This window comes from Brevundimonas sp. FG8, from assembly GCF_057808845.1.
Map to the genome: position 1 here is coordinate 481,948 of NZ_JBMDIU010000002.1, position 25,908 is coordinate 507,855.

Consider the following 25,908-nt stretch of genomic DNA (forward strand, 5'->3'; position numbering starts at 1 on the left):
CTACGCCTCGTCCGCGTACTTTACCGAGCATCCGTAAGGAGTCGCGAAGGCGGTCCGCACAGGGCGGTCCGACATCACGTCATCCAGCGCCGCGCGGACGAAATTCGTCGCGCCTTGCAGGTCGGCGACGTCATTGGTGGGCTTGTCATCAATGCCGCCGACGAAGACCAGCCGTCCTTCCCGGTCGATGATCCGCATGTCCGGCGTGGTCTTGGCGCCGTAAGCGCGGCCGACCTGACCTGTCGGGTCCAGCAAAAGGTGGGTTGCATTCGCCTTGGTGCGGGTTTTCCAGCTTCGTGCGCTTTCGCCTTCGACATGGCCCTGCGTACCGGGCGCTGACGAGATGACACTCAGCCAGACGATGCCGTCTTCAGCCGCTTCCCTCTGAAGCGCCTGCATGGCGCCCGAATAGTGCTTCTGGACGTAGGGACAGCCTTCGTTGGTCCATTCCAGAACCACGATCTTGCCCCGGAAGTCCGCCAGCGAGCGGGGGGCGCCTTCTGAATCGATCAGGGTGAAGGCCGGAGCGGCCTGACCGGGCATTGGTATGGCCCCCGGCGCGGCGGTGGTTGCGGCCGGCGCGTCAGCCTTTCCCGCGGGCGCGGCGGCCTGCTGCTGGCAGGCGGCGAGAGACAGGGCGGCGAGGGCGACGACCAGCGTCGGAAGGGGCAGGGCGCGAACCATGGCGGTCTCCTTCAGTGGGGTCAGGGCTTCAGGGCCTCGACGACGACGCCCTCGGTCAGCAATTGGGGCAGGATTTCCGGTCCGGCCTGTCCGGGCCGGTAAAGCAGGTAAAGCGGAACGCCTGACCGGCCGTGGCGCTGCAACTCGGCGGTGATCGCGTCATCACGCCGCGTCCAGTCGCCGATCAGATAGACGGCGCGCGACTGTTCCATCGCCCGCTTCACGCCCGGCGTGGTCAGGGAGGTCCGTTCGTTGATCTTGCAGGTCACGCACCAGTCCGCGGTGAAGTTCACCAGCACCGGCCGGCCTTCGGACAGGGCGGTCTGGACCGCCTGCGCCGACCACGGGGCCGATGACAGTTCGCCGGTTCCGGCGTCTGCTGAAGGGGCTTCGACCGGCGCGCGGGCCGCGAGGGTCGCGGCGCCCAGCATGGCCAGAAGCAGAGCCGCGCCCGCAATGGTGTGGATCACCCCGCGACGGCCCAGCGCCCGCTCGCCCTGCCCCGCGCCGACCAGCCACAGGCCCGTCGCGCCCGCCAGACCGGCGGCGAACAACAGGCCCAGACCCTCGGCGCCTGTCTGGTTGCTGAACACCCAGGCCAGCCACAGGGCGGCGCCGTACATCGGGAAGGCAAGGAGGCTTTTCAGCCGGTCCATCCAGGCACCGGGGCGCGGCAGTTTCGACAGCAGGCGCGGCGTCAGGCTGATGGCCACATAGGGCAGGGCCAGACCCAGTCCCAACATCAGGAAGACCGCCAGCGCCATCGGCCAGGGCATCAACAGGGCCGCGCCCAGGGCGAAGGCCATGAAGGGGGCGGTGCAGGGCGCGGCTACGATCACCGCCAGCGCGCCTGTGAAGAAGGACCCCGCGCCGCCGGGCAGTCGGGACAGGGGGCCCGAGCCCACGCCCTGCAATCCACCGCCGATGTGGAAGACGCCCGACAGGTTCAGGGCCACCGCCAGCATCAGCAGGGCCAGACCGGCTGTGACCGGCGCGGACTGCAGCTGGAAGCCCCAGCCGACGGCCTCGCCCGCCGCCCGCAGACCCAGCAGGGCGCCGGCGAGGATGATGAAGGTCGTCAGAACGCCGGCGAGGAAGGCGAGGCCATCTGCCCGCGCGCGTCTCGCGTCATGGGCCGAGGCGGCCAGCGCCGCCGCCTTCATCGCCAGAATGGGGAAGACGCAGGGCATCAGGTTCAGGATCAGCCCGCCCAGCAGGGCGAAGACCAGAGCTTGCGCGAACACGATCCACCCGGTCGCGGGAGCGGAGGCGCCCGGGGTCGGGGCGGCGTCATCCAGCGGGGCCAGTGCGCCTGAGCCGGTCGCGCCGGGCAGGGGCGCGCCGGGCTGGGCGGTGATCTCGAAGGCGCCCTTCGAGGTAGCCAGCACGCCGGCGACAGGGCCTGTCAGGCCGCCCGCGGCCATCTTCCCGCCCGCGGTCAGCACCAGCGTCAGGCCGTTCGGACCCCATGAGCCGCTTTGGGCGCCCGCATGGTCGATGGTCCCGCTTTCGAATGGGAAGAAATAGGTCGGTCCCGGATCGCCTCCAGCCAGAGGTCCGCCGGTGGCCGACAGGGTCAGGACGCCGTTCTCGAGGGTCGCGCGAGCGGTGATCCCCGCCGGGCGTGGCGCCTGCTCGAGGATGCGGGCGATGGCGGCGCCGTGCGCGGCGTCCTGAGGGGCTGCGCCTTCGCGAATCGGCAGATCCAGCCCCAGCGTCAATTCCCGTGGAATGCACATCTCGTCGCTGCAGACGAGGAACAGGGCCTTCACCCGCAGCGGCAGGGTCGAACCGGGTCGTGCGCTGGCGGGGATCTCGACCGGCACGGGCAGATAGACCGCGCCTTCATAGCCGTAGTTCACCAGTCCCTGCAGCCGCTGCCGTTCGGGCAGCGGCCAGACGATGTCGCCCGCCTTAACGCCTGTCGGCAGGGTCCACTGAAGGGTGGTCGGGCCGCCGGAGTCGCCGGGATTGCGCCAGTAGGTGTGCCAGCCGGGTTCGATCTTCTGCCGGACCGCCACCACGGTCGTGCCGCCGGGCGTGGCCCAGCGGCTCATGGACACCAGCTCGGCCTCGATCTCGTCGGTGCGCTGGGGGCCGGTTTGCGCCGCCGCCATCCCGGCGGGCGCCAGAATGAGGGTCAGCAGGATCAGAAGACGGAACAGGCGGCGCACGCGACGGTCTCTCGTTCGGAACCGCCGGACCTTAGCCGCACGGCCCCCGTGTCGTCACGCGCCGCCGTCAGCGTCAGGTCGCCTCAGCGGCGGGGCTGGGGCTTCGGCGCGGCTTCGACAAGCACCTCGGTCCGGCGACGCAGGGGTTCGTTGGTCCCTGCCGCGGTGGTGGCGCCCGCATCGCCGACCGCGCCGACCTCGAACGCGGGCGCTGGCCAGCCCGCGGCTTGCAGGGCTTCGGCCACGGCGATGGCGCGCTGTTCGGACAGATTCAGATTGGAGGCGACCCCGCCCGTCGCCGAGGCCAGACCCACGACCTGCACCCGCTTGATGTCGCAGCCCTGAAGCTGGGTTGCGGTCAGGCCGATGGCCTGCAGCGCCGCGCTGGTCAGCCGGGCCTCGTTCTCGGCGAAATAGACATCGAACCGTTTGGCCGTGCAGGGTGAGGGCTCGGCCACGATCTCGGCCCGGTCCCGCATTCCCGGCGTCCAGCCGCACCCCGCCAGCGCCGCCGCGCCCGCCACGATCACCACAAAACGCTTCATATCCAACCCCTCGTCTGTCCTCCGCCCAGCCCCGGGCGGCGCATGAAAAGGGGCGGCCCGCCCTTCGACGAACCGCCCCCAAAGCTCAGGCCTCAGCCCTTGCTACTAGTAGCGGCGCTGACCGTTTTCCCAGTAGCACTCGTCCTGACGGCCGTCGTAGCAGTAGTAGTACCGGCCTTGACTGTCGGTGTAGCGGCGCTGGTTGGCGCGGTCCTGGCTGGAGCCGCGGATGGCGCCGGCGGCGCCGCCGACGACCGCGCCGATGGCCGCGCCGCGACCGGCGTTGCCGTCGCCTACGTTGTTGCCGATGATGGCGCCGGCCACTGCGCCGACACCGGCGCCGATGGCGCCCTGGCGGACGGTTTCGTTCGGGCCGCCGTAACCGTAACCGTCACTGGCGCAGGCCGAAGCCATCAGGCCGGCCGCCGCAATCGCGATGATCGCCGTTTTCATGATGTGTTCCTTGATCCTCGGGTTCGCCCCTGGGGTGAGAACGCTGGATAAGCTGGGCGGTTCCTCAGCCTATGATCAGGGTTAAGCCTGTACTAGGCTTGCCCCGGACGGTCGCGGAGGGCGGCGGTCGGGGTTTTTTGGATGCAGACGGGGGTTGCGTATGCGTTTTTCTGAACCGGTTCGCATGGCGAACGATGGGGATCACAGTCCTGTGTGGGCGCGCACGAAGCGCCGTCGCGGCGGGGCCAATCCGATTGTCGGCGTGCTTGTGACCCTGCTGGCGGTGTTCGGCGTCCTGACGGCCGTGCTGGGCATCAAGGAGCGGTCCCTGGCCGAGGGCGGCGCGATCATGGACGGCTGGATCGCCGCAGGTGTCGCCACGGTCAAGGGCGAGGCGCCAAAGGTCGCGGACGAGGCGGTCGACACGGCGGGCGATGCGGCCGACAAGGCGGGCAATGCGGTTCAGGCCGGCGCCGCCGCCGCGACGGAAGAGCTCAAGAAGTAGGCCCCGAGGGAAGCGCCGGAACCCTCGCACGAGCGGGGCGTTCGGCCCCCATGGGCGATGCAACGGTCAAGGTTGATGGAACGGCGGCCGTGACTTCGGGCGCGGCCGCGGAGACGCATGCGCTCACGCCGCATGTGGCTATCACGCGGGTCATAATGCTGATCAACCCCTTGTCCGGCAGCGTCGGGCCACGGGCGGTGGTTGAGGCGGAGACCATACTTGCGGACTACGGGTGCGAGGCCTCCGTTGTGGCGCTGGAGGGTGGTCAGTTCGACGAACAGATCAACGCGGCGCTGGAGGCCAAGCCGGACGTCCTGTTCGTGCTGGCGGGAGACGGCACGGCGGGAACGATCGCCTCGCGCGCCGGGCCTGAAGGCCCCTTGGTCGCCCCCTTGCCGGGCGGCACCATGAACATGCTGCCCAAGGCGCTTTACGGCACCGGCGACTGGAAGCCGGCTCTGCGCCGCGCGCTGGAGGAAGGAGCGCCGCAGCCGGTCGCGGGCGGCGAGGTGACTGACGGCGATTTCACCCAGTCCTTCTATTGCGCGGCCATATTCGGCTCTCCGGCCCTGTGGGCGCCGGCGCGGGAGGCGATGCGAACAGGCAAGATCAAGCTGGCCTTCGCCCACGCTCGCCGCGCGCTGAGGCGGGCGTTCAGCGGGCGGCTGAGGTTCTCACTGGACGGTCGCAAGGAACGGCGGGCGGAGGCGCTGGTTCTGATCAGTCCGATGATTTCCCGCGCGATGGAGGAAAACACCGGGTTGGAAGCTGCCGCCATGAACCCGAGCGATGCTATGGAAGCCTTCCGTCTGGCCGCGCACGCCGTGATGGACGACTGGCGGCAGGACCCGGCGGTGACGACGCGCTCCACCCAGAGGGTCGCCATCGTTGCTCGCTCTCGCATCCCGGCGGTGATCGACGGCGAGCCGACGCAACTGCATCACAGGGCCAAGGTTCGTTTCATCCGCGAGGCTTTCCGGGCGCTGGCCCCGATCCCTCCGGCGGCGGAGGATGCCGTCTAGTGGGGCGCATCCTCCAGTTCTCGGACATCCATTTCGGGTGCGAACACAAGCGTGCCTGTTCTGCGGCGCTGGATTATGCGCATGCCAATCCTTCGAACTTGGTCCTGATCACCGGAGACATCACGCAGCAGGGCTTTCCGGATGAGTTCGCGGCGGCCGGGGACTGGATCCGGCGGATGCCGGACCCGCAGTTCGTCATCGTCGGCAATCACGACGTGCCCTACTGGAGTCTGGCCGCGCGCCTGTTCCACCCGTGGAAGGCTTTTGAACGCGCGACGGGGCATCCGGCCCACGATCACCAGTTTCTGAGCCCCGAGCTGATGGTGCGGGGTGTGGTTACGGCGCGAGGCTGGCAGGCGCGGCCGAACTGGTCGAAAGGCGTCATAGATCTGGATCAGACCCGAAAGGCGGCCGAGGCCCTGCGGCAGGCGCCGGTCGGGGCGCTGAGGGTGCTGGCCTGTCACCATCCGCTTGTCGAGATGATCGGCACGCCGATGACGGGGGACGTGAAACGCGGCGACGAGGCCGCCCTGATCTTCGCCGAGGCCGGGGTCGACATCATCACGACGGGGCATGTCCATGTTCCCTTCGCCCTGCCGATCCAGCTCGGCGATCATTGCTCTTATGCGATCGGCTGCGGGACGCTGTCCCACCGCGAGCGAGGGACGCCGCCCAGCTTCAACCGGATCGACTGGGACAAGCGGGAGATCACAGTGACGGCCGTGGCCTGGACCGGCGAGCGGTTCGAGGACACGCAGGTCTGGCGTCTGCCGCGCCGTCAGGACACGCGCAAACCCGCCACCGCGCCGGATCCCAATGTGCCGGGGGAACGCGAGGCGGCGGCGGTCTGAGGTTGCCACGACGTCCGAACCGCGCTTGAGGTCGGCGAATGAAAATCGTCCATGTGATCGGCGCCGGGCCTGCGGGCCTGATGGCTGCGGAACGGCTGGCCGGCGGCGGCGTGCGCGTGGTTGTGCATGATGCCATGCCGTCCGTGGCGCGCAAATTCCTGATGGCGGGGCGGGGCGGACTGAACCTGACCCATTCGGAGCCCATGGAAGGCTTCCTGTCGCGCTATGGTGAGGCGACGACGGTCGTCTCCGGATGGCTGGAGCGTTTTTCGCCCACGCGTCTGATCGGCTGGGTCGAGGGGTTGGGACAGCCGGCCTTCACCGGATCATCAGGCCGTATCTTCCCCAAGGCGATGAAGGCTTCGCCCCTCTTGCGCGCCTGGTTGTGGCGACTGGCGGATTTGGGTGTGGAAGTCCGGACCCGGTCGCGTTGGGTCGGTCGCCGGGACGGCGGCTGGGTCTTCGCCGGGCCGAATGGTGAAACCATTGAAAAGGCCGACGCCGTCGTTCTGGCCTTGGGCGGCGCCAGTTGGCCGCGTCTGGGGTCCGATGGGGCGTGGACGGAAGAACTGCGGGGCGCCGGGGTCGAGGTGGCGCAGTTCAAGCCGTCCAACGTCGGCTTCGACGTGGCGTGGAGCGAGGTGCTGATCGAGCGGTTCGCGGGCGAGCCGCTGAAGACCATCGGCCTGAGCCACGGGGGGCAGTCGGTGCGCGGCGATCTGATGCTGACCCGATACGGGCTGGAGGGCGGCGCGGTCTATGCCCTGTCGGCGGCGCTGCGAGATGCGATCCAGCGCGACGGATCGGCGGAGCTGGTGGTGGACCTGCGGCCCGATCTGTCCATTGAGGCGATGGCGGGTCGACTGACGAAGCCGCGCGGCAAGGACAGCGTCACCAATTGGCTGCGCAAGGCGGGCGGCCTTTCTCCTGCCGCGGTCGGCCTGCTGCGGGAAATCCCCGGCGCGATCCCCGAAGGCGCCGACAAACTGGCCCGGCGGATCAAGGCGGTGCGCCTGACCCTGAAAGGGGTGCAGGGACTTGAGCGGGCTATCTCGTCCGCCGGTGGGGTAAAGCTGGATCAGGTCACGGATGATCTGATGTTGAAGGCTCTGCCGGGTGTCTTCGTCGCCGGCGAAATGCTGGATTGGGAGGCGCCGACCGGCGGTTATCTTCTGCAGGCCAGCTTCGCCTCGGGTGTCGTGGCGGCGGAAGGCGTGCTGGACTGGCTGGGTCTGGCCGGGCAGGGTGCCACGCCGTCCTGACTGTCCGGAGTAGAGCCATGCGCCTGAAATCGATCCTCGTTTCGACCACGGCGCTGCTCTGTCTCGCGGGCGCCGCTCACGCGCAGCAGGCCGATCCGGCCCGGCTGAATGAGCACACCCGCGTTCTGGCCTCGGATGAGTTCGAGGGACGGGGCGTCGCCACTCCGGGCGAGCAGAAGACCGTCGACTATGTGGTCAGCCGGTTTCAGGCGTTGGGCCTCGAACCCGGCGGGCCGGATGGTCAGTGGGTGCAGGTCGCCCATCTGAGCCGGACACAGCAAGCCGGCCCGGCGACCATCACCGCTACCGTGAACGGGCAGGTGCGCACGCTGGAGCGTGGGCCGCAGATTCTCGTGGCCAGCGACCGTCCGGTGGATCGCATCACCCTGACCGACGTGCCGGTGGTCTTCGCCGGTTACGGCGTCGATGCGCCCGAGAAGGGCTGGGACGACTTCAAGGACGTGGATGTGCGGGGCAAGATCATCCTCGTCATCGTCAATGACCCGGACTTCGGCGCGCCCGAGGGACATCCGGTGGCCGGGCGGTTCGACGGCAACGCCATGACCTTCTACGGCCGCTGGACCTACAAATTCCAGGAGGCGGCCCGGCAGGGCGCGGCTGGGGTGCTGGTGATCCACGACACCACGGGCGCCGGTTACGGCTGGAGCGTTCTGGAAGGATCCTCGACCGCGCCGGACTTCGACATCGTGCGTGCGAACTGGGAGGCCGAGCGCGTTCCGGCGCAGGGCTGGATCCAGGGCGATGTGGCCGAGCAACTGATCCGCGACGCGGGCCTCGACTACGCCCGATTGCGCTATCAGGCCCGCAGCGAGGCCTTCCTTCCGGTGGAGTTGCCGGGCGTGACGATGTCGATGGATTTCGGCCAGACCCACGCGACCATCGAGAGCCGTAACATTCTGGCCCGTATTCCGGGTTCGGAGCATCCGGACGAGACGGTGCTGTATGGCGCCCACTGGGACGCCTATGGCCGGGCCACGCCGCAGAACGGCGACGACATCTATAACGGCGCCGTGGACAATGCGACGGGCGTGGCGGCGATGATCGAGCTGGCCCGGATGTTCAAGGCGGGAACACCGCCGGAACGGTCGGTCGTGTTCGCCGCGTGGACCGCCGAGGAGGCGGGGCTGCTGGGGGCGGAATACTACGCCGCCAACCCGGTCTGGCCGCTGGAGACGACCGTCGCCAACATCAATATGGACAGCTTCCTGCCCGGCACCGAGGTCTCGCCCGAGGTCGTGGTCATCGGCGCCGGCAAGAGCGAGACGGATCGCTGGGTAGAGCGTCGCGCCACCGAACAGGGGCGTCGCCTGATCCCCGACCCGGCGCCTCAGGCGGGCGGCTTCTACCGCTCGGACCATTTTCCGCTGGCCAGGATGGGTGTGCCTGCGGTGTTCGCGGCCGCCGGTTTCACCGGGCACAACGCGGCCAGCCGCGACTACGTCCAGAACCGCTATCACAAGCCCTCGGACGAATGGACGCCCGACTGGGTGATGGACGCCGCCGCCGTGGACGTGAACCTGCTTTACGCCGTGGGTCGCGATCTGGCCGACAGCCGCGAGTGGCCGCAGTGGAATGAGGGCGCCGAGTTCGAGGCGGCCCGGGCGGCGTCGGCCGACCGGCGGCGGTGACAGCGGCGTGTCTGGCGGCTAGATCCCCCTCCATGACCTCCCTCCCCGACATCCAAGGCATCTGCCCTGCCGCCTTCGCCGCCGTGAAGGACGCCTTCGCCGCCAATTTCAATGACGCGCCCGAAGGGCTGAACGAACAGGGCGCGCGGTTCAGCGTCCGCATGGGCGGCGAGACGGTCATCGACCTGTGGGGCGGTTCGGCTGATGCGGCGGGGACGATCCCGTTCGGCGAGCGGACCCTGACCCCGGTGTTCTCGACCGGCAAGGCGGTGATGGCCCTGCTGATCGCCACCTGCGTCGAGCGTGGTCTGATGGACTATGAGGCGACCGTGGCCAGCTACTGGCCGGCCTTCGGTCAGGCGGGCAAGGACCGGATCACCGTCGCCCAGATGATGAGCCATCAGGCGGGTCTGCCGGGCTTTGATACGCCCGAGGATCCGGCCATCTGGTTCGACCGCGAGGCGACCTTGGCCCGGCTGTGCGCCCAGACGCCGATGTGGGCGCCGGGCACGGCCTCGGGCTATAGCCCCATCGTCATCGGCTATCTGGCGGGCGAGCTGTTCCGCATCGTCGATGGGCGGACCATGGGCACGGCCCTGCGGGAAGACTTCCCCGGTCTCGATCTGTGGATCGGCCTGCCGGAGGCCGAGCACGACCGCGTCGCCCAGATGCGCAAGCCGACCAAGGCCACCAGCCTCGGCGAGATCGACGCGATCAAGAAGGCCGCCTTCCTCGACAAGGGCTCCTCGCCCGGCGGGCGCGGTTCGGCCGAGTGGCGGTCAATCGAGATCCCGTCCGCCAACCTGCACGGCACGGCGCCCGATCTGGCGCGGATCGTCGGTGTTCTGGCGACCGGTGGTGAGTTCGAGGGACGGACGGTGCTGTCGCCGGAGGTGCTGGCAGCCGCGACGCGCGAGCGTGTTCACGGGCAGGACCGGGTGCTGCCCTATGAGATGAGCTGGGCCGCCGGGTTCACCCGCAACTCGGGCCTCAACATCTTCGGGACCAATCCGGACGCCGTGGGCCATTGCGGCTGGGGCGGTAGCTGCGCCTTCGCCGATCCGGCGAGGGGGCTGTCGGCGGCCTATGTCATGACCCGGCAGTCGCCGCATCTCATTGGCGACCCGAGGGCGCAGCGGCTGATCGGAGCGCTGTACGGGGCGCTTTGAAGGCGTGAAAGGTGATAGGTGAGTAGCGAGTAGAAAGGATGGCGCCCAACCCGGCGCCGCAGCCCGGTTCCAGGCGGACTCGCCACTCACTTTTCACGACTCACTCGCCGCTTACCCTCCGACCGCCTCTTCCGCGCTGTTCTTCAGCGCCAGCCGGGCGGCGCGCTGACGCAGGAAGGCGGCGGCGGCGAACACGCCTGCGCCCGTCCAGATAAAGGCGAAGGAGGCGATCCGCAGACCCGTCAGCTGCTCGCCGGACCAGACGCCGATCACGAACTGGATTGTCGGCGCCAGAAACTGAATGAAGCCGATGGTCGACAGGGGCAGTCGGCGCGCTGACCATGCGAACAGGGCCAGCGGCAGGACGGTCGCCGGACCGTTGGCGAGCGCCCAGGTCAGGTTGACGGGGCTGTCGAAGCCCGCACTGGCGCCGGTATGCAGCAGCCATACGATCCAGAGCAGGCCCAGCGGGGCCAGCAGCAGGCATTCGATGAACAGGCCCGCCTGCGCCTCGATGGGCACGCGTTTGCGGATCACGCCGTAGCTGGCGAACGAGATGGCCAGGGCGATGGAGATCCACGGCGGGCGGCCCAGAGCCAGCGCCTGCAGCAGAACGCCGACAGCCGCCATGCCGATGGCCACCCAGCCCCATTTGTCGATCTTCTCGCGGAACAGCCACAGTCCGACGATCATGTTGAGCAGCGGGTTGATGTAGTAGCCGAGGCTGGCCTCCAGCGTGGCGTGATGGGTCGTCGCCCAGACGTACAGACCCCAGTTCACCGCGATCAGGGCCGTGGACAGCATCAGCCACAGCAAGGTCTTCGGCGAGCGGAACACCGCCATGACCTGCCCGCCCTGTTTGGCCAGAACGACCAGAAGGCCCGCGACCAGAACCGCCCACAGGGCGCGGTGGGCGAGGATTTCGAAGGCATCGAAGCCGATGGCGTGCTGGCCCATGAACAGCAGGGGCATCAGCCCCCACAGGGTGTAGCAGCCGAAAGCGGACAGCAGGGCGGGGCGGCTCGCGTCGGGGCCGGTGGCGGTGGTCATGGGCTTCTCCATCGCCGGGGGAGCGGCGAGACGGAAAGTGTCAGACGTTCAGGGTGCGGTAGCCGGACGACGATTTGATCGTCCCGGTCTCGTCCAGCAGTTGGGCGATCTGGACAGCGTTCAGGGCGGCGCCCTTGCGCAGGTTGTCCGAGACGACCCAGAACGACAGGCCGTTCTCGACCGTGTGGTCCTTGCGGATGCGGCTGACGTAGACGGCGAACTCGCCTGCGGCGTCGACAGGCGTGATGTAGCCGTCGGCCTCGTGCTTATCGACGACCTGGACGCCCGGCGCGTCCCGCAGGACGGCGCGGGCCTCGTCCGGGGTGATCGGGCGGTCGAACTCGACCGTTACGGCCTCGGAATGGCCGACGAAGACCGGAACGCGGACGCAGGTGACGGTCAGCTTGATGTTCGGATCGAGCATCTTCTGCGTCTCCAGCCACATCTTGGCTTCTTCATCGGTATAGCCGTCGTCGCGGAACGAGCCGATGAAGGGCAGGACGTTGAAGGCGATCTGCTTGGGGAATTTCTTCGGCGTGGCGTCGCCCAGACCGTAGATGGCCTTGGTCTGGTTCCACAGCTCGTCCATGCCTTCCTTTCCGGCGCCCGAGACGGACTGGTAGGTCGAGACGACGACGCGCTTGATCTTCGCCGCGTCGTGGAGCGGACGCAGGGCGGTGACCAGCTGGATGGTCGAGCAGTTCGGGTTGGCGATGATGTTCTTCTTCGTCGCCAGCTTGATGTCGTCCGGGTTCACCTCCGGCACGATCAGCGGCACGTCGGGGTCCATGCGCCAGGCCGAGGAGTTGTCGATCACGATCGGACCGGCCTTGCCGATCTTCTCGGACCATTCCTTCGACACAGAACCGCCGGCCGACATCAGGACAATGTCGACGGTCGAGAAGTCGAACTGCTCGAGGTCCTGGCACTTCAGGGTGCGGTCACCGAACGCGACCTCGACGCCCTTGGATTTTCGCGAGGCGATGGCGTGGATTTCGTCGACGGGGAAGTCGACCTCCTCGAGGATGTTCATCATCTCCCGACCGACATTGCCGGTGGCCCCGACGACGGCGACGCGATAGCCCATATGAGTATTCCTTAGGACGCGCTGGCGGTCGCGATGCGGTCGCTCGCTGCCTGAGCGCGAAAAAGTTTAGTCAAGCGAGCCTGCATGTAGTCTTTCGCGGCCGCGAAGCAATCGGTTTTGCAACCGCGCGCGGACGGTTCAGCCTGAGAACGACGCCCTTTCCCATACATCGCCCTTATGGGCGTGCTTTCCTCCTCGCCCCGGCAAGGCTATGCCGGGCGGGATGACCTCCCGCATCCGCTCCGCCTACGACATCCGCATCGAGGAAGGCGTTCTGACGCCCGACCCGGCTCAGGAGCCGTTGATCAAGGCGCTGGAGCGGCTTGAGGCCGACCTGATGAAGAAGAGCCTTTTCGGAAAGCCTCCGGCGGTTCAGGGCATCTACATCTGGGGCCCGCCGGGACGGGGCAAGTCCATGCTGATGGACCTGTTCGTCTCCAGCTCTCCCGAGCCGCGCAAGATGCGCGCCCACTTCCACGCCTTCATGGCCCGCATTCACAAGCTGGTCGATCAGTGGCGAAAGGGAGACCGGAAGACCCGTCAGGCGATCTTCGGCATCCACAAGGGCGATGATCCCATCGAACCGATCGCCGAGCTGATCGCGTCCGAGGCGCGGCTGCTGTGCTTTGACGAGCTTCAGGTCACCGACATCGCCGACGCCATGATTCTGGGCCGTTTGTTCGAAGCCCTGTTCGAACGCCGGGTGGTGCTGGCTGTGACCTCGAACCGCGCGCCGACCGAGCTGTACAAGAACGGGCTGAATCGCCAGCTTTTCCTGCCGTTCATCGCCGAGATCCAGAAGCGTTGCGCGGTGGTCGAGATCGATGGCGCGCGCGACTGGCGACTGGATCGGTTGATGGGCTCGCCGGTCTGGTTCACTCCGGATCAACGCGACGCGTTCGAGACCCTGTGGTTTGAGCTGCGTGGTGGTGAGCCCGAAGAACCCGCCCATCTGACGGTTCTGGGGCGTGACGTGGTGGTCGAGCGCACGGCGGGCGGCATGGCGCGCGCGACTTTCGAGGATCTGTGTGCGCGTCCCCTCGGTCCGCAGGACTATCTGGCCATCGCCGCCCGCTTCCACACGATTTTCCTCGATAGGATTCCGGTTCTGGGCCCGGCGAACCATCACGAGGCCCGGCGGTTCGTGACCCTGATCGACGCGATGTACGAGGCGAAAACCCGTCTGATCGGGCTCGCGGTCGCACGGCCGGAAGCGTTGTACACCCAGGGCGTCGGGGCGTTCGAGTTCGAACGGACGGTGTCGCGCCTGAACGAGATGGCGTCAGCGGATTGGCTGGCCCATCAGCGCGAGATTTGACGCGGCCACAATTCCGCTCTGCCGATCCGGCTGGATCGCGAGCCCTACGGAGATCGATATGCGCCGACTGACCGCCTTCGCCGCCCTTGCCGCCGCCACGGGTCTGGCCTCCGCCGCCCTGCCGGCCAACGCCGGAGATCGGGGCCAGGCGTCCGCGCCGTCCCCGGCCTCCCAGATCGCTGCTGTTGATCGAGGCGTGACCGCGCCGGAGGTGAAGGCGTGGCTGACGGCTCTGGGCGGCAATGTCGTGGATCCGGTCCCGGTCGAGGGCGGCTTTCTGGTTCGGGTGCAGGACAGCCCCCTGCCCTGGAGCCTGAGCCTGTTCGGCTGTCAGACGCGCTGTGACGACCTCCAGTACAATGCGGTGTTCACCGGTCCGGTCACCGAAGCCCAGGTTTCGGCCTGGAACCGGGAAAGCCGCTATCTGAAGGCGGTCTGGATCGGGCCGGCCCAGCCTGGCGGGGATGCGACCATTCTGGCCCAGTATGATCTGCTGCTACTGACCAACGGCTCAGACCAGCTGCAGGAGCCGACCTACATATGGCTTCAGCTTCTGACCCAGTTCGCGCGGTCGCTGTTCTCAAGCCTGCCCGCGGCCCAGCCGCCCGCCGCCCCGCCGTCGGGTCAGTAAGCCGGAGCGGAGTCTTGGCGCTGCACCGGCAGGGTGTTGATGGTGAAGGACAGCGGGGCTGAACAGCCGTTGATGCTTCGCTCGAGCAGAAGATCGACACGTACAGCATCACCCGAGCGGTGCATCAGGTCGTTCAGCGACGGACGCGGTGTTGTACCGGCCACGACCGGTCCCGCGCGCTGCAGTTGGGGATTCTCACACCCTGCCTGACTCAAGGGGGCGGTGCGCTGAAGCGCTCGGGCTTCCGCAGCGGCCAGAGGGTCTGTCGGCGGGGTAGACGTCGTTGCTGTGACGGCCGGGTCGGACATCAGCGCGAGAAGGAGGGGCAGCATCGGCGTCTCCCGTGGTTCGCCGAACAGCCTATGTGGCGCCCGAGGGTACGTCGAGCTGATAACTCAAAGATTGTTGTCTTGAAGATTCGGCAATCAGGGGTTGCCGGGGCGCAGCGGGCGGGCTTTGCTGCCGGTGGGCCCAATCCGGGCCGATCGGGAGGATAGACTGATGCTGATCCGCCTTGCCGCCGCCGCCGCTACGGCCGCGTTCACCCTCGCCGCCACGCCGTTGGTCTCGACCGCCGGCGCGCAGGACTTCCCCGGGACGCCTTACGACGAATGCGCGTTCAACGCCTATTACGGCTGCTACCCTCGTGACGCCTTCGGCAATATCCGGCCGCCCAATCTGGGCGACATCGACGAGGCCGCTGCGTTTGAAGCCTGCTACGCCGCCGCGCATGCCGCCTGTAGCGGATTGCCGGGCGACCCGGGCTGAACCCCCAGGATTGTCATGAAGAAAGGGCCGTGGATCGCTCCACGGCCCTCATTCTTTATGGCCCTATCGCTCGGCTCGCGGAGCCTCGCTGCCTGAGGGCGAACGGGTTGCGCTCAAGTAGCGAGCGACCGCGTCGCGAGCGTTAGCGCCGCTGGCGTTAAGCCAGCGAGGGCTCGATGTCCTTACAGGCCTGGATAAGGCCCTGAACCGACTCCACCGACTTGGCGAACATCGCCTTCTCTTCGTCGTTGGTGGTGAACTCGACGATCTTCTCGACGCCGGCGGCGCCGATCAGGGCCGGAACACCGACGTACAGGTCCGACAGGCCGTATTCGCCCGACAGCCATACAGCGCAAGGCAGGACGCGCTTCTGGTCCAGCAGGTAGGACTTGGCCATGGCGATGGCCGATTCCGCCGGGGCGTAGAAGGCCGAGCCGGTCTTCAGCAGCGCGACGATCTCGCCACCGCCCTTGCGGGTGCGTTCGACGATAGCGTCCAGTTCGGCTTGCGACAGGAAGCCGGCGGCGACGGCATCCGGCAGCGGCAGGCCGCCGACGGTCGAGTGGCGGACCATTGGGACCATGTCGTCGCCGTGGCCGCCCAGCGTCCAGGCGTGGATGTCCTGCACCGACACTCCGGTCTTTTCAGCCAGGAAGTAGGCGAAGCGGGCCGAGTCCAGCACGCCGGCCATGCCGACGACCTTCTCCTTCGGCAGGCCCGAGAATTTCTGCAGGGCCCAGACCATCGCGTCGAGCGGGTTGGTGATGCAGATGACGAAGGCGTTCGGGGCGTGGGCCTTGATGCCCTCACCGACGGCCTTCATGACCTTCAGGTTGATGCCGATCAGGTCGTCGCGGCTCATGCCCGGCTTGCGCGGTACGCCGGCGGTGACGATGCAGATGTCGGCGCCGGCGATGTCGGCGTAGTCGTTGGCGCCCTTCAGGGCCACGTCCTGACCGAAGACGGCCGAGGCTTCCGCGATGTCCAGAGCCTTGCCCTGCGGGGTGCCCTCGGCGATGTCGAACAGGATCACGTCGCCCAGCGCTTCGCGCGCCGCAACGTGAGCCAAGGTGCCGCCGATCATACCGGCGCCGATGAGGGCGATCTTCGCGCGAGCCATGCTGTCTGTCTCCGGGAGGAATGTGTGCGGTTGCGAACCGCGGTCGGCGGCGGTCTAGACCCGTGCGGCCCGGCCTGCAACCGTGACGCCGCGTGAGGACTGTCCTACCCTGTTCCGGACATGACCCGCACACCCGAAACCCTGCCCGAAATCATTGATCCGGACGATGTGCCGACCGGTCTGGTCGCTGTCACGGACGAGCGCGTCGTGAAGGACCAGATGCTGATCTGGCGCGATAAGGTGCTGAAGCGCCCGGGCTTCTGGGACAAGGCGGCGCGCGGGACACAGGACCGGATCAATCGGATCATCCCCGAACGCGTGCATCGGATCGTCACCACGGGGGTGGAGGCGATGACGAAAGGTATTCTGTTCGGCTCTGATCTTCTGAAGGCCAAGCCCATGACGGCGGGCGGACTGGCCGTGAGGGAGGAGAAGGCCCGCGCGACGATCCGCGCCTATCGGAACACCGCCAGCATCGAAGGCGGAGTGGCGGGGGCCGGCGGCTTCGTGCTGGCCGCCGCCGACTTCCCGGCCCTGATGGCGATCAAGGTGCGCATGCTGGGCGAGATCGTCGCCGCCTACGGCTGGGGCGACGGATCGGTGCGTGAGCGGCTATTCGTGCTGCACATCTTCCATCTGGCCTTCGCCAGCGCCCGAAGACGCCCCGAAGCGCTGGCCGATCTGGAGCGGTGGATCGCCGACATCGATCAGCCGCAGGTCCTGACCGACTATGACTGGCGTACCTTCCAGCTTGAGTACCGGGATCACATCGATCTGGCCAAGATGGCTCAGTTGCTCCCTCTGATCGGCGCGCCGGTCGGGGCCGTGGTCAACTGGCGGCTTGTCGAGCGGTTGGGCGAAACCGCGATCATGGCCTGCCGGATGCGGTGGTTCGCGGAGGCGGACTGCTTATCGAATCCGGAGGTTCCATAAGTTTTGTTGTTTCTGACGACAAGGTTTATCGATTTCCCCTTATGGTCGTCATGGTTTTAGGTGCTCCCACAGCATCAGGGAGACGACGACCATGGACGGACACGCCGGAGGCGCGACGCCCCTCAATGATCCGAAGAAGGAGCCGGCCGCGCTGCGCAGCCTTCTGGGTCGGACCAATCGTGACTGGTGGCCCAACCAGCTGACGATGGACATCCTGCACCAGCAAGGAAAGTCGGGCGACCCGATGGGCGACGACTTCAGCTACGCCGAGGCGTTCAAGACGCTGGATCTGGCGGCGGTGAAACGGGATCTGACCGCCCTGATGACGGACAGCCAGCCTTGGTGGCCGGCGGACTATGGCCATTACGGCCCCTTCTTCATCCGTATGGCGTGGCACTCGGCGGGCACCTATCGCACCGGTGACGGGCGTGGCGGCGCGGGCGCGGGGCAGCAGCGTTTCGCCCCCCTGAACAGCTGGCCGGACAACGGCAACCTCGACAAGGCGCGCCGCCTGCTGTGGCCGATCAAGCAGAAGTACGGCGCCAAGCTCAGCTGGGCCGATCTGATGATCCTGGCCGGCAATGTGGCCATCGAAAGCATGGGCGGGCCGGTGTTCGGTTTCGGCGGCGGTCGCGCCGATGTGTGGGAGCCCGAGAAGGACGTCTACTGGGGCACCGAGGAGAACTGGGTCGGGGATGAGGGCAACCAGACCCGCATCCGTCCGGATGACGGCGCGGCGCTTGAGGCTCCTCTGGCGGCCATACAGATGGGCCTGATCTATGTGAACCCCGAGGGACCCGGCGGCGTGCCCGAAGCCCTGCAGTCGGCCCGTGACATTCGCGAAACCTTCGCCCGCATGGGTATGAACGATGAGGAGACGGCGGCGCTGACCGCGGGCGGCCACACCTTCGGCAAGGCCCACGGCGCCGGTGACGCCTCCAAGGTCGGCGCGGCTCCGGAAGGCGCGGACATCGCCCAGCAGGGGATGGGCTGGCAGTCGGGCCATGAAAGCGGCGTCGGCGACCACACCATCACCTCGGGCATCGAGGGCGCATGGACCCCGACCCCGATCACCTGGGACATGACCTATTTCGACATGCTTCTGGACCACGACTACGAGCTGGTCCGCTCGCCCGCCGGGGCGAAGCAGTGGCAGCCGGTCGGAAATCCGCAGGAGACCCTCGCCCCGGCCGCGCATACGCCGGGCAAGAAGGTCCCGACGATGATGACCACGGCTGACATGGCGTTCAAGGTCGATCCTGAATACCGCAAGATCATGGAGAAGTTCCGGGCTGATCCAGCCTACTTCGCCGACGCCTTCGCCCGCGCCTGGTTCAAGCTGTGTCACCGCGATATGGGGCCGAAGGTTCGCTATCTCGGCCCGGACGTTCCGGCGGAGGATCTCATCTGGCAAGATCCGATCCCGGCGCATTCGGGCCCGCTTGTCGGAGATGCCGATGTCCGCGCCCTGAAGGAGAAGATCGCGGCGTCGGGCCTCTCCACGGCCGAGCTGGTCTCGACGGCCTGGGCGGCGGCGGCGACCTATCGTGGTTCGGACCATCGCGGCGGCGCCAACGGCGGCCGTCTGCGCCTCGCTCCGCAGAAAGACTGGGACGTGAATGAGCCGGCGAAGCTGGCGAAGGTCCTCAAGGTCTATGAAGACATCCAGGCGTCTTCGGGCCTGAACGTTTCCATCGCCGACCTGATCGTGCTGGGCGGTTCCGTCGGGATCGAGCAGGCGGCGAAGGCCGCGGGGGCTCCTGTCGAGGTTCCCTTCACGCCGGGCCGCACCGATGCCTCCGCGGAGCAGACCGATGTCGAGGGCTTCGCGGTGCTGGAGCCCCGCGCTGACGGCTTCCGCAACTATCTGCAGGTGCGCTTCAATGTTCCGACCGAGGAACTGCTGGTGGACCGGGCCCAGCTGCTGGGCCTGACCGCGCCTGAGATGACCGTTCTGGTCGGGGGTCTGCGGGTGCTGGGCGCCAATCACGGCGGCTCGACCCACGGCGTGCTCACGGATCGTTCGGGCCAACTGACCAACGACTTCTTCGTCAACCTGCTGGACATGAAGACCGGCTGGAAGAAGGTCGACGGTGAGGGTGACGAAACCTTCGTCGGCACCGACCGCGAGACCGGTGAGGAACTTTGGACCGCGACCCGTACCGATCTGGTGTTCGGCTCCAACTCGCAGCTGCGGGCCCTGTCTGAGGTCTATGCCTCGGCCGACGCCGGGCCGAAGTTCGTCAAGGACTTCGTCGCCGCCTGGGTGAAGGTCATGAACGCGGATCGATACGATCTGAAGGCCTGACGCTTCAAGGAACCGCCCGTTTCCGGCAGGTGGAAACGGGCGGCTTTTCTGATGCACTTTGCCATGTCGATAACGACGCCCTATGTGGCGCGGATGCTCCCCACGCTCCGCCAGCTTCAATATCTGCGTCTGCTCGCCGAGCACGCTTCGTTCAGCCGCGCCGCCGAGGCCGCCCATGTCAGTCAGCCCGCTCTGTCGGCGGGCGTGCAGGAGCTGGAGCGCATTCTCGGCGCGCCGGTGGTCGAACGGACGCGCGGCAATGTCCAGTTGACGGCTGTCGGCGCCGAGGCCGTGCGCCGGGCCGAGGACGTGCTGGCCCGCACGGAGGATCTGGTCGAAGCGGCGCGCAATGCGGGCAAGCCTCTGTCGGGTCGGTTTCGGCTGGGCGTCATACCGACGGTCGCGCCGTTCCTGCTTCCGGCGCGCCTGCCCGGCATCAAGACGGCCTATCCGAACCTGCGCCTGTTCATCCGGGAAGATCTGACGCCCAGGCTGGTCGCGGCGCTTAAGAGCGGCCATCTCGACGCCGCCGTCATCGCCCTGCCCTACAGCGCGGCGGGTATCGAGCATGCGCGGATCGGCGATGATGAAATTCTGGCGGCCGCGCCGGTCGGTCACGCGCTGGCGGGCGAGGGGCCGATCCCGCCGGGTTCCCTGAAAGCGGAGGACCTGATCCTGCTGGAAGACGGGCATTGTCTGCGTGATCAGGCCTTGGCGGCCTTCGATATCGAGGCTCCCAAGGGGGATGACGTTTTCGCCGCCACCAGTCTGCATACGCTGGTGCAGATGGTGTCTTCCGGCCTGGGCGTCAGTTTCCTGCCGGAGATGGCCGTGCGCGCGGGATTGGCCGACATGCCCGGCGTGGTGGTTCGCCCCATCGCAGCCAAGGCTCCCCGACGCGAGATCGTGGTCGCCTGGCGCGCGGGCTCCAGTCGCGCGGCGGAGGCGAAGCTTCTGGCCGAAGCCCTGCGACTGGACTGAAGGCGCTTCATTACGAGTCTGTAAGGTGCGCCCCGGACCGGCCCTGATAGGGTCGCCCCCGCCCGTCGTCCGGGCGTCCGGAGTTGCCCCCCAATGAAGACCCGCCTGATCCTTACCGCCGCCGTTTCAGCCCTGCTGCTCGGCCTGCCCGCCGCCTCGCCCGCACTGGCGCAGACCGCCGCTTCCGCCGCCGGTCAGGTGGCCGTCCCGCCGCTGGGCTTCCAGGAGCGCACCCTGCCGAACGGGCTGAAGATCTATACGTCGCGGGACACCTCGACCTCGAACGTCACCGTGCAGGTCTGGTATCGCGTGGGCTCCAAGGACGACCCCCAGGACCGCTCCGGCTTCGCCCACCTGTTCGAACATCTGATGTTCAAGGCGACGCAGAACTTCCCGGACGAGACCTTCGATCGCCTGACCGAAGATGTGGGCGGCAACAACAACGCCTTCACCTCCGATGACGTCACCGCCTATCACGAGACGGTTCCGGCCAATCACCTAGAGCGCCTGATCTTCGCCGAGGCGGATCGTCTGGGCTCGCTGGTGGTCAATGAATCCGTGTTCGCCAGCGAACGCGACGTGGTGAAGGAGGAATACCGGCAAGGCGTTCTGGCCAGCCCCTATGGGCGCCTGTTCAGCCTGTTCGTTCCGGCGACCATCTATCAGGATCATCCCTATCGTCGCTCGACAATCGGTTCGATCGAGAACCTGGACGCCGCGACCATTGAGGACGTGCGCCGTTTCCACGCGACCTTCTATCGTCCGGACAACGCCTATCTGATCGTGGCGGGCAATTTCGATCAGGCGCAGCTGGACCGCTGGATCGACCAGTATTTCGGTCCGCTGACCAATCCGGACCGCCCGCTGCCGGTCAACGATGTGCGTGAGCCCGAGCCGACCGGTCCGCGCGAGGCGACCTTCTATGCGCCGAACGTCCCGCTGCCCGCCGTTGTGCTGGCTTGGCCGGGCGTGCGCTACGACGATCCGGACCGTGCAGCGCTGACGGTGCTGGACGGCATCCTGTCGACGGGTGAGAGCAGCCGCCTGTATCGCTCGCTGGTCTACGATCAGAAGATCGCCACGCAGGCCAGCTCGAATGTCGACGCCAGCCAGCAGGCCGGCGCGGTCATCACCTACGCCATCATGGCCGAGGGCGAGACGCCGGAAGCCGGTCTGGCTTCCCTGCGTGCCGAGGCCGCCCGTCTGCGTGACGCGCCGGTCACCGCTGCTGAACTGGCCGAGGCCAAGAACGAACTGGTCGCGGGAGCCCTGCGTGAGCGTGAGACGGTCGAGGACCGCGCGAATGTGCTGGGCTGGTCGTTGATCAACACAGGTTCCGCCGCCTCTGCAGATGCCGAGATCGCGGCCCTGCAAGCGGTGACAGCCGCCGACATCCAGCGGGTCGCCCGTCGCTACCTGACGGATAACCGCAGCATCGCCATCCGCTATCTGAACGCCGACGACCAGAACCCGGTCACGGCCCAGTCGGTGGACGTTGAAGCTCCGGTCAAGGTCGCGGATCTGGCCCCGGTCGGCCGTATCTTCGAACTGCTGCCCGAGGCGCAGCGTACTCCGATCCCGGCTGCCGGTCCGGCGGTCGAACTGGCCACCCCGGCAGTGGAGACCTTTACCCTGTCGAACGGGCTGGAGGTCTATGTCGCCCGCAAGCCGGGTCTGCCCCTGATCTCGGCCCGTCTGGGTCTGGCCGCCGGTTCGGCGGACGACGGCGCCAAGACCGGTCTGTCGGTGCTGACCGCCGGTCTGCTGACGCAGGGCTCCAGCGGGCGTTCCGCTCCCGAGATCGCGGCCCAGATCGAACAACTGGGCGCCCAGCTCGGCGCCTCGTCCGGTCCGGACTTCTCGAACGTTTCGGTCAACGCTCCGGCCAACGTGTTCCCGCAGGCCCTGTCGTTGATGGCCGACGTCGTTCGCCGCCCGGACTTCGCCGCCGAGGAGGTTGAGCGCCAGCGGGATCAGTCGCTGGACGGACTGCGCGTGTCGCTCAGCTCGCCCGGCCCGGTCGCCTCGATGGCCGCCGGTCGCGTGGTCTATGGCGACGCCGCCTATGGCGCGCCCGGCGGCGGTACGCCGAACTCCCTGCCGGGTCTGACCCGTGAGGATGTCACCGCCTTCCACGCCTCGCGCTATCGTCCCGAGACGGCGCGCCTGATCTTCTCGGGCGACATCACGGTGGCCCAGGCCCGAGCCCTGGCCGAGCAGGCCTTCGGCGACTGGCGCGCCGCCGGGCCGGCGCCCGCGCCGCGCGCCAATCCGGCGGGTGTCGCCGTCGCTCCGCGGGTCGTGGTCATCGACCAGCCCGGCGCCGGTCAGGCGGCCGTCTATGTCGCCATGCGCAGCATTGACCGGACGGACGCGGACTTCTTCCCGCTGACCCTCGGCAACACCCTGCTGGGCGGCAGTTTCACCTCGCGCCTCAATCAGGAGATCCGGATCAAGCGGGGCCTCAGCTACGGCACGCGCTCGAATCTGGGTGTCCGTCAGGACGATGGCGCCTTCGTCGCCTATGCCCAGACCCGCAATGACGCCGCCGCCGAGGTGGCTGATCTGATCCTGGGCGAGGTGAACCGTCTGTCGACGACCCAGCCGACCCAGAGCGAGATGACCACGCGTCAGGCGATTCTGTCGGGGGCCTTCGGCAGCTCGCTGGAGACCGTCGACGGGCTGGGCGGCGTGGTCGCCAACCTGGCGCTCTACGACCTGCCGATGAGCGATCTGGCCGCCTATGTCGGTCGGGTGGAGGCGATCACGCCGGATCAGGTTCAGGCGGCCTTCGCCGAGCACCTGCCAGTCGCCAACGCCAGTCTGGTCATCGTAGGGGACGCGTCGCAGTTCATCGACGCCATCCGGGCCAAACACCCGAACGTCGAGGTTCTGCCGCTGACCGCGCTGAATCTGGATTCCGCCTCGCTGCGCTAAGGCGTTGATCTTCCCTCCGGCTCCGGCGAACGTCGGCGTCGGAGGGCTCATGATGAAACTGCACATCCTCGCGGCTGCCTTCGGCGCAGTCGCTCTGATGGTCGCCGGTCCGGTCCGGGCGCAGGAGGCGGATTCGCTCGAGAAGGCGATCACCCTTCTTCAGCAAGAACCCATTTCGGCTCTGGCGGAACTCGAACGCCTCTCCGCCGCCGGTGATGCCGAGGCGATGAACATGGTGGCGATTGTCGTCAGTGATCCGCCACCGGGGATTCCCGCCGATCCGGAACGCGCCATGCAGCTTTGGGAACAGGCGTTCGCCAATGGATCAAAGGGCGCGCGGCTGAATCTGGGTACGCGGTTGCTGCTCAATGACGATGCCGGGGATGACGCGCGCGCGGTCGAGATGCTGCGCGATGTCGAGCCCGACCTCATGGGCATCGCCGCCTATCCACTGGGGCGCGCCTATCTGTTCGGTAATGGAGTGGAGCAGGATCTGGAGCGCGGGTCCCGCCTGATGGAGACGGCGGTCCAACAGTCGCCCGGCAACATGGACGCCCAGTTCCTTCTGGGGCGGGCCTACCAGAACGGTTGGGGCATCCAGCCTGATCCGGAGGCAGGCTATCGCCATCTGAAGATCGCCGCCGACGCCGGGGATTATCGCGCCCAGTGGCAAGTGGGGATGATGCTTCTCGACGGCGTCGGGGTGGCCGCCAATCCGGCGCTGGCGCGGCAGTACGTTCAGCGCTCGGCCGATGCCGGTTACGAGCAAGGCATGATCTCGATGGGCGTCATGCTGGCGATCGGCCAGGGCGGCGCAGTCGATGCTCCCGCGGCCCGGAACTGGTATCTGCGAGCGGCGCGCGGAGGGTCGGCTCACGCCCTGCGGGGACTGGGCGCCATGATGGCGGTCGGCGAAGGCGGCCCTGTCGATCTGGCGACCGGCGCGGCCTATCTGCAACTGGCGGCCGAGAGTGGCGATCAGATCGCACGGACATTGTTGCGACAGTTGTCGACCCAGATCGCGACGGCTGATCCGGCCAAGGTCCGTCTGGCGCGCGAGCAGTGGGTCTCGGCCAACGGCGCCCCGCGCTGAGACGGGGTCAGGCTGACAGACAGACCACCCGCGCGACCCGCAGGTCCCGGCGAAGATCGTCGGCGACGAGACCATAATTGTCGACCGTGACAACCCGGCCCATCAGGGGCTCGTCGGCTTTCTGTATGCCGCGCACGGTCGGCTGGAAAGTTTCGGGCGCGGTGGTGTAGATGCGGCCGCGACGGGGGCTTTCGGCGATGGTCACGCCGACGACGCGCCCCTGACGGTCCATGACCGGCGCGCCGGACAGACCCGCCAGCGTGCCGCCGAGGCCATCGGTGCGCCCGACCTCCGCCCAGGCCAGAACCGGTTCATTCCGCTGGCCACGCCCGCGCACCTTCAGGGTTTCCCGGCCCAGCAGGCGTGAGGTCACCTCGCCCGCCCGCGCCTGCGGATAGCCGGGGTGGAAGCCGCGCTGGCCGCTGTGCATGCCTTCGACCGGCGCGATCGGCAGGGCGGAGGGGCCGCCCTCGGTTTGCAGGACGGCGATGTCCGCGCGGGGCGAAAGGCGCACGTCGGCAGCCACGGCTCGACCGCCTCCGACCAGGATCGCCGGCTGGCGACAGCCCTCGACGACATGGCGTGCGGTCACCCATCGTCCCGTTCGGGCGACAGAGAAGGCGGTGCCGGTGCTGGGCTGAAAAGGAATGTCGGGCGCGTTGACGGTGACGGCGGGGTCGAACGGGGTCACCGGGCCCAGCAGGGCGCCCTCGATTTCATCTGGTGGAGCCGGGGCGGGAGGGGCGTCGGCATTCTCCCGGTGGCTCAGCGAGGCGATCAGCAGGGCGCCCAACACCGAAGAATAGATCAGCCAGTCGGGCGGCCTCATCGCATCAGCCTGTCAAGGCCGCCGCGAGGATCAGGGCGGTCGCCAGCTTGGCGCCGACCAGCAGGACCGAAGCGGAAATCTCGCCGTCGCGGATGCGTTGCGGGAGGCCAGTCAGCAGCATGTCGATCAGACGGAAGGCCAGAAGCTGAAGCACAAGGGTCGCCACGCCCCAAAGGACGATGTCCTTCACCGAGGTTGAGACGCTGAGGCTGACGGCCAGAGGGATGGCCAGTCCGACCAGCACCCCGGCGAAGGCCACGGCGGCGGCGGCGTTTCCCTCGCGGATCAGGGTGATCTCCTTCCACGGGGTGAACAGGGCGTAGATCACGGCCCCCGCCAGCAGCAGGCCCAGCGTCACCGCCAGATGGGCAAGCGTCGTGGGAAAGCCGGTTGCGAAGGCCTGCACCTCGGCGCTGTCGAGCACGCGTGAAAGGGACGAACTGTCCATGAGGGTCCGTGGGTCAGGGGGTCAGCGAGGATTGCCCGCTTTTCGCCCCAATCCGCAAGCGCGCGAACGACACAGTCGGTCAAGATTGATG

General features: G+C 67.7%; 24 protein-coding genes. 14 read left to right on the plus strand and 10 right to left on the minus strand.

The genetic code is table 11. The annotated features are described in order from the left end of the window. From ACODRV_RS05960 to ACODRV_RS05975, 4 genes are all read right to left on the minus strand, one after another. Entirely contained in the window at positions 1-684 is a 684-nt protein-coding gene (locus tag ACODRV_RS05960; protein WP_488907717.1) for a thioredoxin family protein, read from the minus strand. Positions 685-704: 20 nt separating this feature from the next. Then, the gene (locus ACODRV_RS05965; protein ID WP_488907718.1) at positions 705-2,858 is read right to left on the minus strand and encodes a protein-disulfide reductase DsbD family protein; all 2,154 of its coding nucleotides are present in this window, start codon (positions 2,856-2,858) and stop codon (positions 705-707) included. An 83-nt stretch (positions 2,859-2,941) separates the two neighbouring features. After that, positions 2,942-3,403, minus strand: a complete 462-nt coding sequence (locus ACODRV_RS05970; RefSeq protein WP_488907719.1) for an OmpA family protein — start codon at positions 3,401-3,403, stop codon at positions 2,942-2,944. A 105-nt stretch (positions 3,404-3,508) separates the two neighbouring features. Further along, positions 3,509-3,856: a YMGG-like glycine zipper-containing protein gene (locus ACODRV_RS05975; RefSeq protein ID WP_141625430.1), complete on the minus strand. Its 348-nt coding sequence runs from the start codon at positions 3,854-3,856 to the stop codon at positions 3,509-3,511. Between the two features lie 160 nt (positions 3,857-4,016). On the opposite strand from ACODRV_RS05975, the gene ACODRV_RS05980 reads away from it, so the two are divergent. The 6 genes from ACODRV_RS05980 to ACODRV_RS06005 all read left to right on the plus strand — a co-directional run bounded on the left by ACODRV_RS05980 (position 4,017) and on the right by ACODRV_RS06005 (position 10,314). Then, entirely contained in the window at positions 4,017-4,361 is a 345-nt protein-coding gene (locus tag ACODRV_RS05980; RefSeq protein ID WP_488907720.1) for a hypothetical protein, read from the plus strand. A 155-nt stretch (positions 4,362-4,516) separates the two neighbouring features. Beyond that, positions 4,517-5,383: a diacylglycerol/lipid kinase family protein gene (locus ACODRV_RS05985; RefSeq protein ID WP_488907721.1), complete on the plus strand. Its 867-nt coding sequence runs from the start codon at positions 4,517-4,519 to the stop codon at positions 5,381-5,383. Then, the gene (locus ACODRV_RS05990) at positions 5,383-6,234 is read left to right on the plus strand and encodes a metallophosphoesterase family protein (protein ID WP_141625433.1); all 852 of its coding nucleotides are present in this window, start codon (positions 5,383-5,385) and stop codon (positions 6,232-6,234) included. Before ACODRV_RS05985 ends, ACODRV_RS05990 begins: the two co-directional genes overlap by 1 nt. A gap of 38 nt (positions 6,235-6,272) precedes the next feature. Then, positions 6,273-7,496: a BaiN/RdsA family NAD(P)/FAD-dependent oxidoreductase gene (locus ACODRV_RS05995; RefSeq protein WP_488907722.1), complete on the plus strand. Its 1,224-nt coding sequence runs from the start codon at positions 6,273-6,275 to the stop codon at positions 7,494-7,496. A gap of 17 nt (positions 7,497-7,513) precedes the next feature. Further along, positions 7,514-9,145, plus strand: a complete 1,632-nt coding sequence (locus ACODRV_RS06000) for a M20/M25/M40 family metallo-hydrolase (protein WP_488907723.1) — start codon at positions 7,514-7,516, stop codon at positions 9,143-9,145. A 32-nt stretch (positions 9,146-9,177) separates the two neighbouring features. Beyond that, positions 9,178-10,314 (plus strand): serine hydrolase domain-containing protein, encoded by a 1,137-nt coding sequence (locus tag ACODRV_RS06005; RefSeq protein ID WP_141625436.1) that lies wholly within the window; start codon positions 9,178-9,180, stop codon positions 10,312-10,314. A 111-nt stretch (positions 10,315-10,425) separates the two neighbouring features. On the opposite strand, the gene rarD is transcribed toward ACODRV_RS06005, so the two are convergent. Both rarD and ACODRV_RS06015 read right to left on the minus strand, forming a co-directional pair. Further along, positions 10,426-11,364: an EamA family transporter RarD gene (gene rarD, locus ACODRV_RS06010; RefSeq protein ID WP_488907724.1), complete on the minus strand. Its 939-nt coding sequence runs from the start codon at positions 11,362-11,364 to the stop codon at positions 10,426-10,428. A gap of 40 nt (positions 11,365-11,404) precedes the next feature. Further along, a complete protein-coding gene (locus tag ACODRV_RS06015) occupies positions 11,405-12,451 on the minus strand; it encodes an aspartate-semialdehyde dehydrogenase (protein ID WP_488907725.1) in 1,047 nt (348 codons plus the stop codon). A gap of 223 nt (positions 12,452-12,674) precedes the next feature. Between ACODRV_RS06015 and zapE the strand changes: the two genes are divergently transcribed. Both zapE and ACODRV_RS06025 read left to right on the plus strand, forming a co-directional pair. After that, on the plus strand, positions 12,675-13,769 hold the full coding sequence (zapE, locus tag ACODRV_RS06020) for a cell division protein ZapE (RefSeq protein WP_141625439.1): 1,095 nt from the start codon (positions 12,675-12,677) through the stop codon (positions 13,767-13,769). A gap of 58 nt (positions 13,770-13,827) precedes the next feature. After that, positions 13,828-14,400: a YbjN domain-containing protein gene (locus ACODRV_RS06025; protein WP_141625440.1), complete on the plus strand. Its 573-nt coding sequence runs from the start codon at positions 13,828-13,830 to the stop codon at positions 14,398-14,400. On the opposite strand, the gene ACODRV_RS06030 is transcribed toward ACODRV_RS06025, so the two are convergent. Continuing rightward, positions 14,394-14,732: a hypothetical protein gene (locus ACODRV_RS06030; protein WP_488907726.1), complete on the minus strand. Its 339-nt coding sequence runs from the start codon at positions 14,730-14,732 to the stop codon at positions 14,394-14,396. The two genes, ACODRV_RS06025 and ACODRV_RS06030, sit on opposite strands and share 7 nt — an antisense overlap. A 169-nt stretch (positions 14,733-14,901) precedes the next feature. Between ACODRV_RS06030 and ACODRV_RS06035 the strand changes: the two genes are divergently transcribed. Further along, on the plus strand, positions 14,902-15,168 hold the full coding sequence (locus tag ACODRV_RS06035) for a hypothetical protein (protein WP_488907727.1): 267 nt from the start codon (positions 14,902-14,904) through the stop codon (positions 15,166-15,168). A gap of 157 nt (positions 15,169-15,325) precedes the next feature. Here ACODRV_RS06035 and mdh read toward each other — a convergent pair whose 3' ends face one another. Beyond that, positions 15,326-16,288 (minus strand): malate dehydrogenase, encoded by a 963-nt coding sequence (gene mdh / locus ACODRV_RS06040; RefSeq protein WP_141625442.1) that lies wholly within the window; start codon positions 16,286-16,288, stop codon positions 15,326-15,328. A 120-nt stretch (positions 16,289-16,408) separates the two neighbouring features. On the opposite strand from mdh, the gene ACODRV_RS06045 reads away from it, so the two are divergent. The 5 genes from ACODRV_RS06045 (at position 16,409) to ACODRV_RS06065 (ending at position 24,540) form a co-directional block, all read left to right on the plus strand. Continuing rightward, positions 16,409-17,221: an EcsC family protein gene (locus ACODRV_RS06045; RefSeq protein ID WP_488907728.1), complete on the plus strand. Its 813-nt coding sequence runs from the start codon at positions 16,409-16,411 to the stop codon at positions 17,219-17,221. 91 nt (positions 17,222-17,312) lie between these two features. Further along, on the plus strand, positions 17,313-19,529 hold the full coding sequence (gene katG / locus ACODRV_RS06050; RefSeq protein WP_488907729.1) for a catalase/peroxidase HPI: 2,217 nt from the start codon (positions 17,313-17,315) through the stop codon (positions 19,527-19,529). A gap of 93 nt (positions 19,530-19,622) precedes the next feature. Then, complete coding sequence (locus tag ACODRV_RS06055; RefSeq protein WP_488907757.1) at positions 19,623-20,510, plus strand: hydrogen peroxide-inducible genes activator; 888 nt, start codon at positions 19,623-19,625, stop codon at positions 20,508-20,510. 93 nt (positions 20,511-20,603) lie between these two features. After that, positions 20,604-23,447 carry a M16 family metallopeptidase gene (locus ACODRV_RS06060; RefSeq protein WP_488907730.1) on the plus strand — a complete coding sequence of 948 codons (2,844 nt, stop codon included), beginning with the start codon at positions 20,604-20,606 and terminating at the stop codon, positions 23,445-23,447. Between the two features lie 52 nt (positions 23,448-23,499). Beyond that, positions 23,500-24,540: a tetratricopeptide repeat protein gene (locus ACODRV_RS06065; protein WP_488907731.1), complete on the plus strand. Its 1,041-nt coding sequence runs from the start codon at positions 23,500-23,502 to the stop codon at positions 24,538-24,540. Positions 24,541-24,547: 7 nt separating this feature from the next. On the opposite strand, the gene ACODRV_RS06070 is transcribed toward ACODRV_RS06065, so the two are convergent. Both ACODRV_RS06070 and ACODRV_RS06075 read right to left on the minus strand, forming a co-directional pair. Next, the gene (locus ACODRV_RS06070) at positions 24,548-25,369 is read right to left on the minus strand and encodes a S1 family peptidase (protein ID WP_488907732.1); all 822 of its coding nucleotides are present in this window, start codon (positions 25,367-25,369) and stop codon (positions 24,548-24,550) included. A 4-nt stretch (positions 25,370-25,373) separates the two neighbouring features. Beyond that, positions 25,374-25,817: a DUF350 domain-containing protein gene (locus tag ACODRV_RS06075; protein ID WP_141625447.1), complete on the minus strand. Its 444-nt coding sequence runs from the start codon at positions 25,815-25,817 to the stop codon at positions 25,374-25,376. Positions 25,818-25,908: the final 91 nt, after the last annotated feature.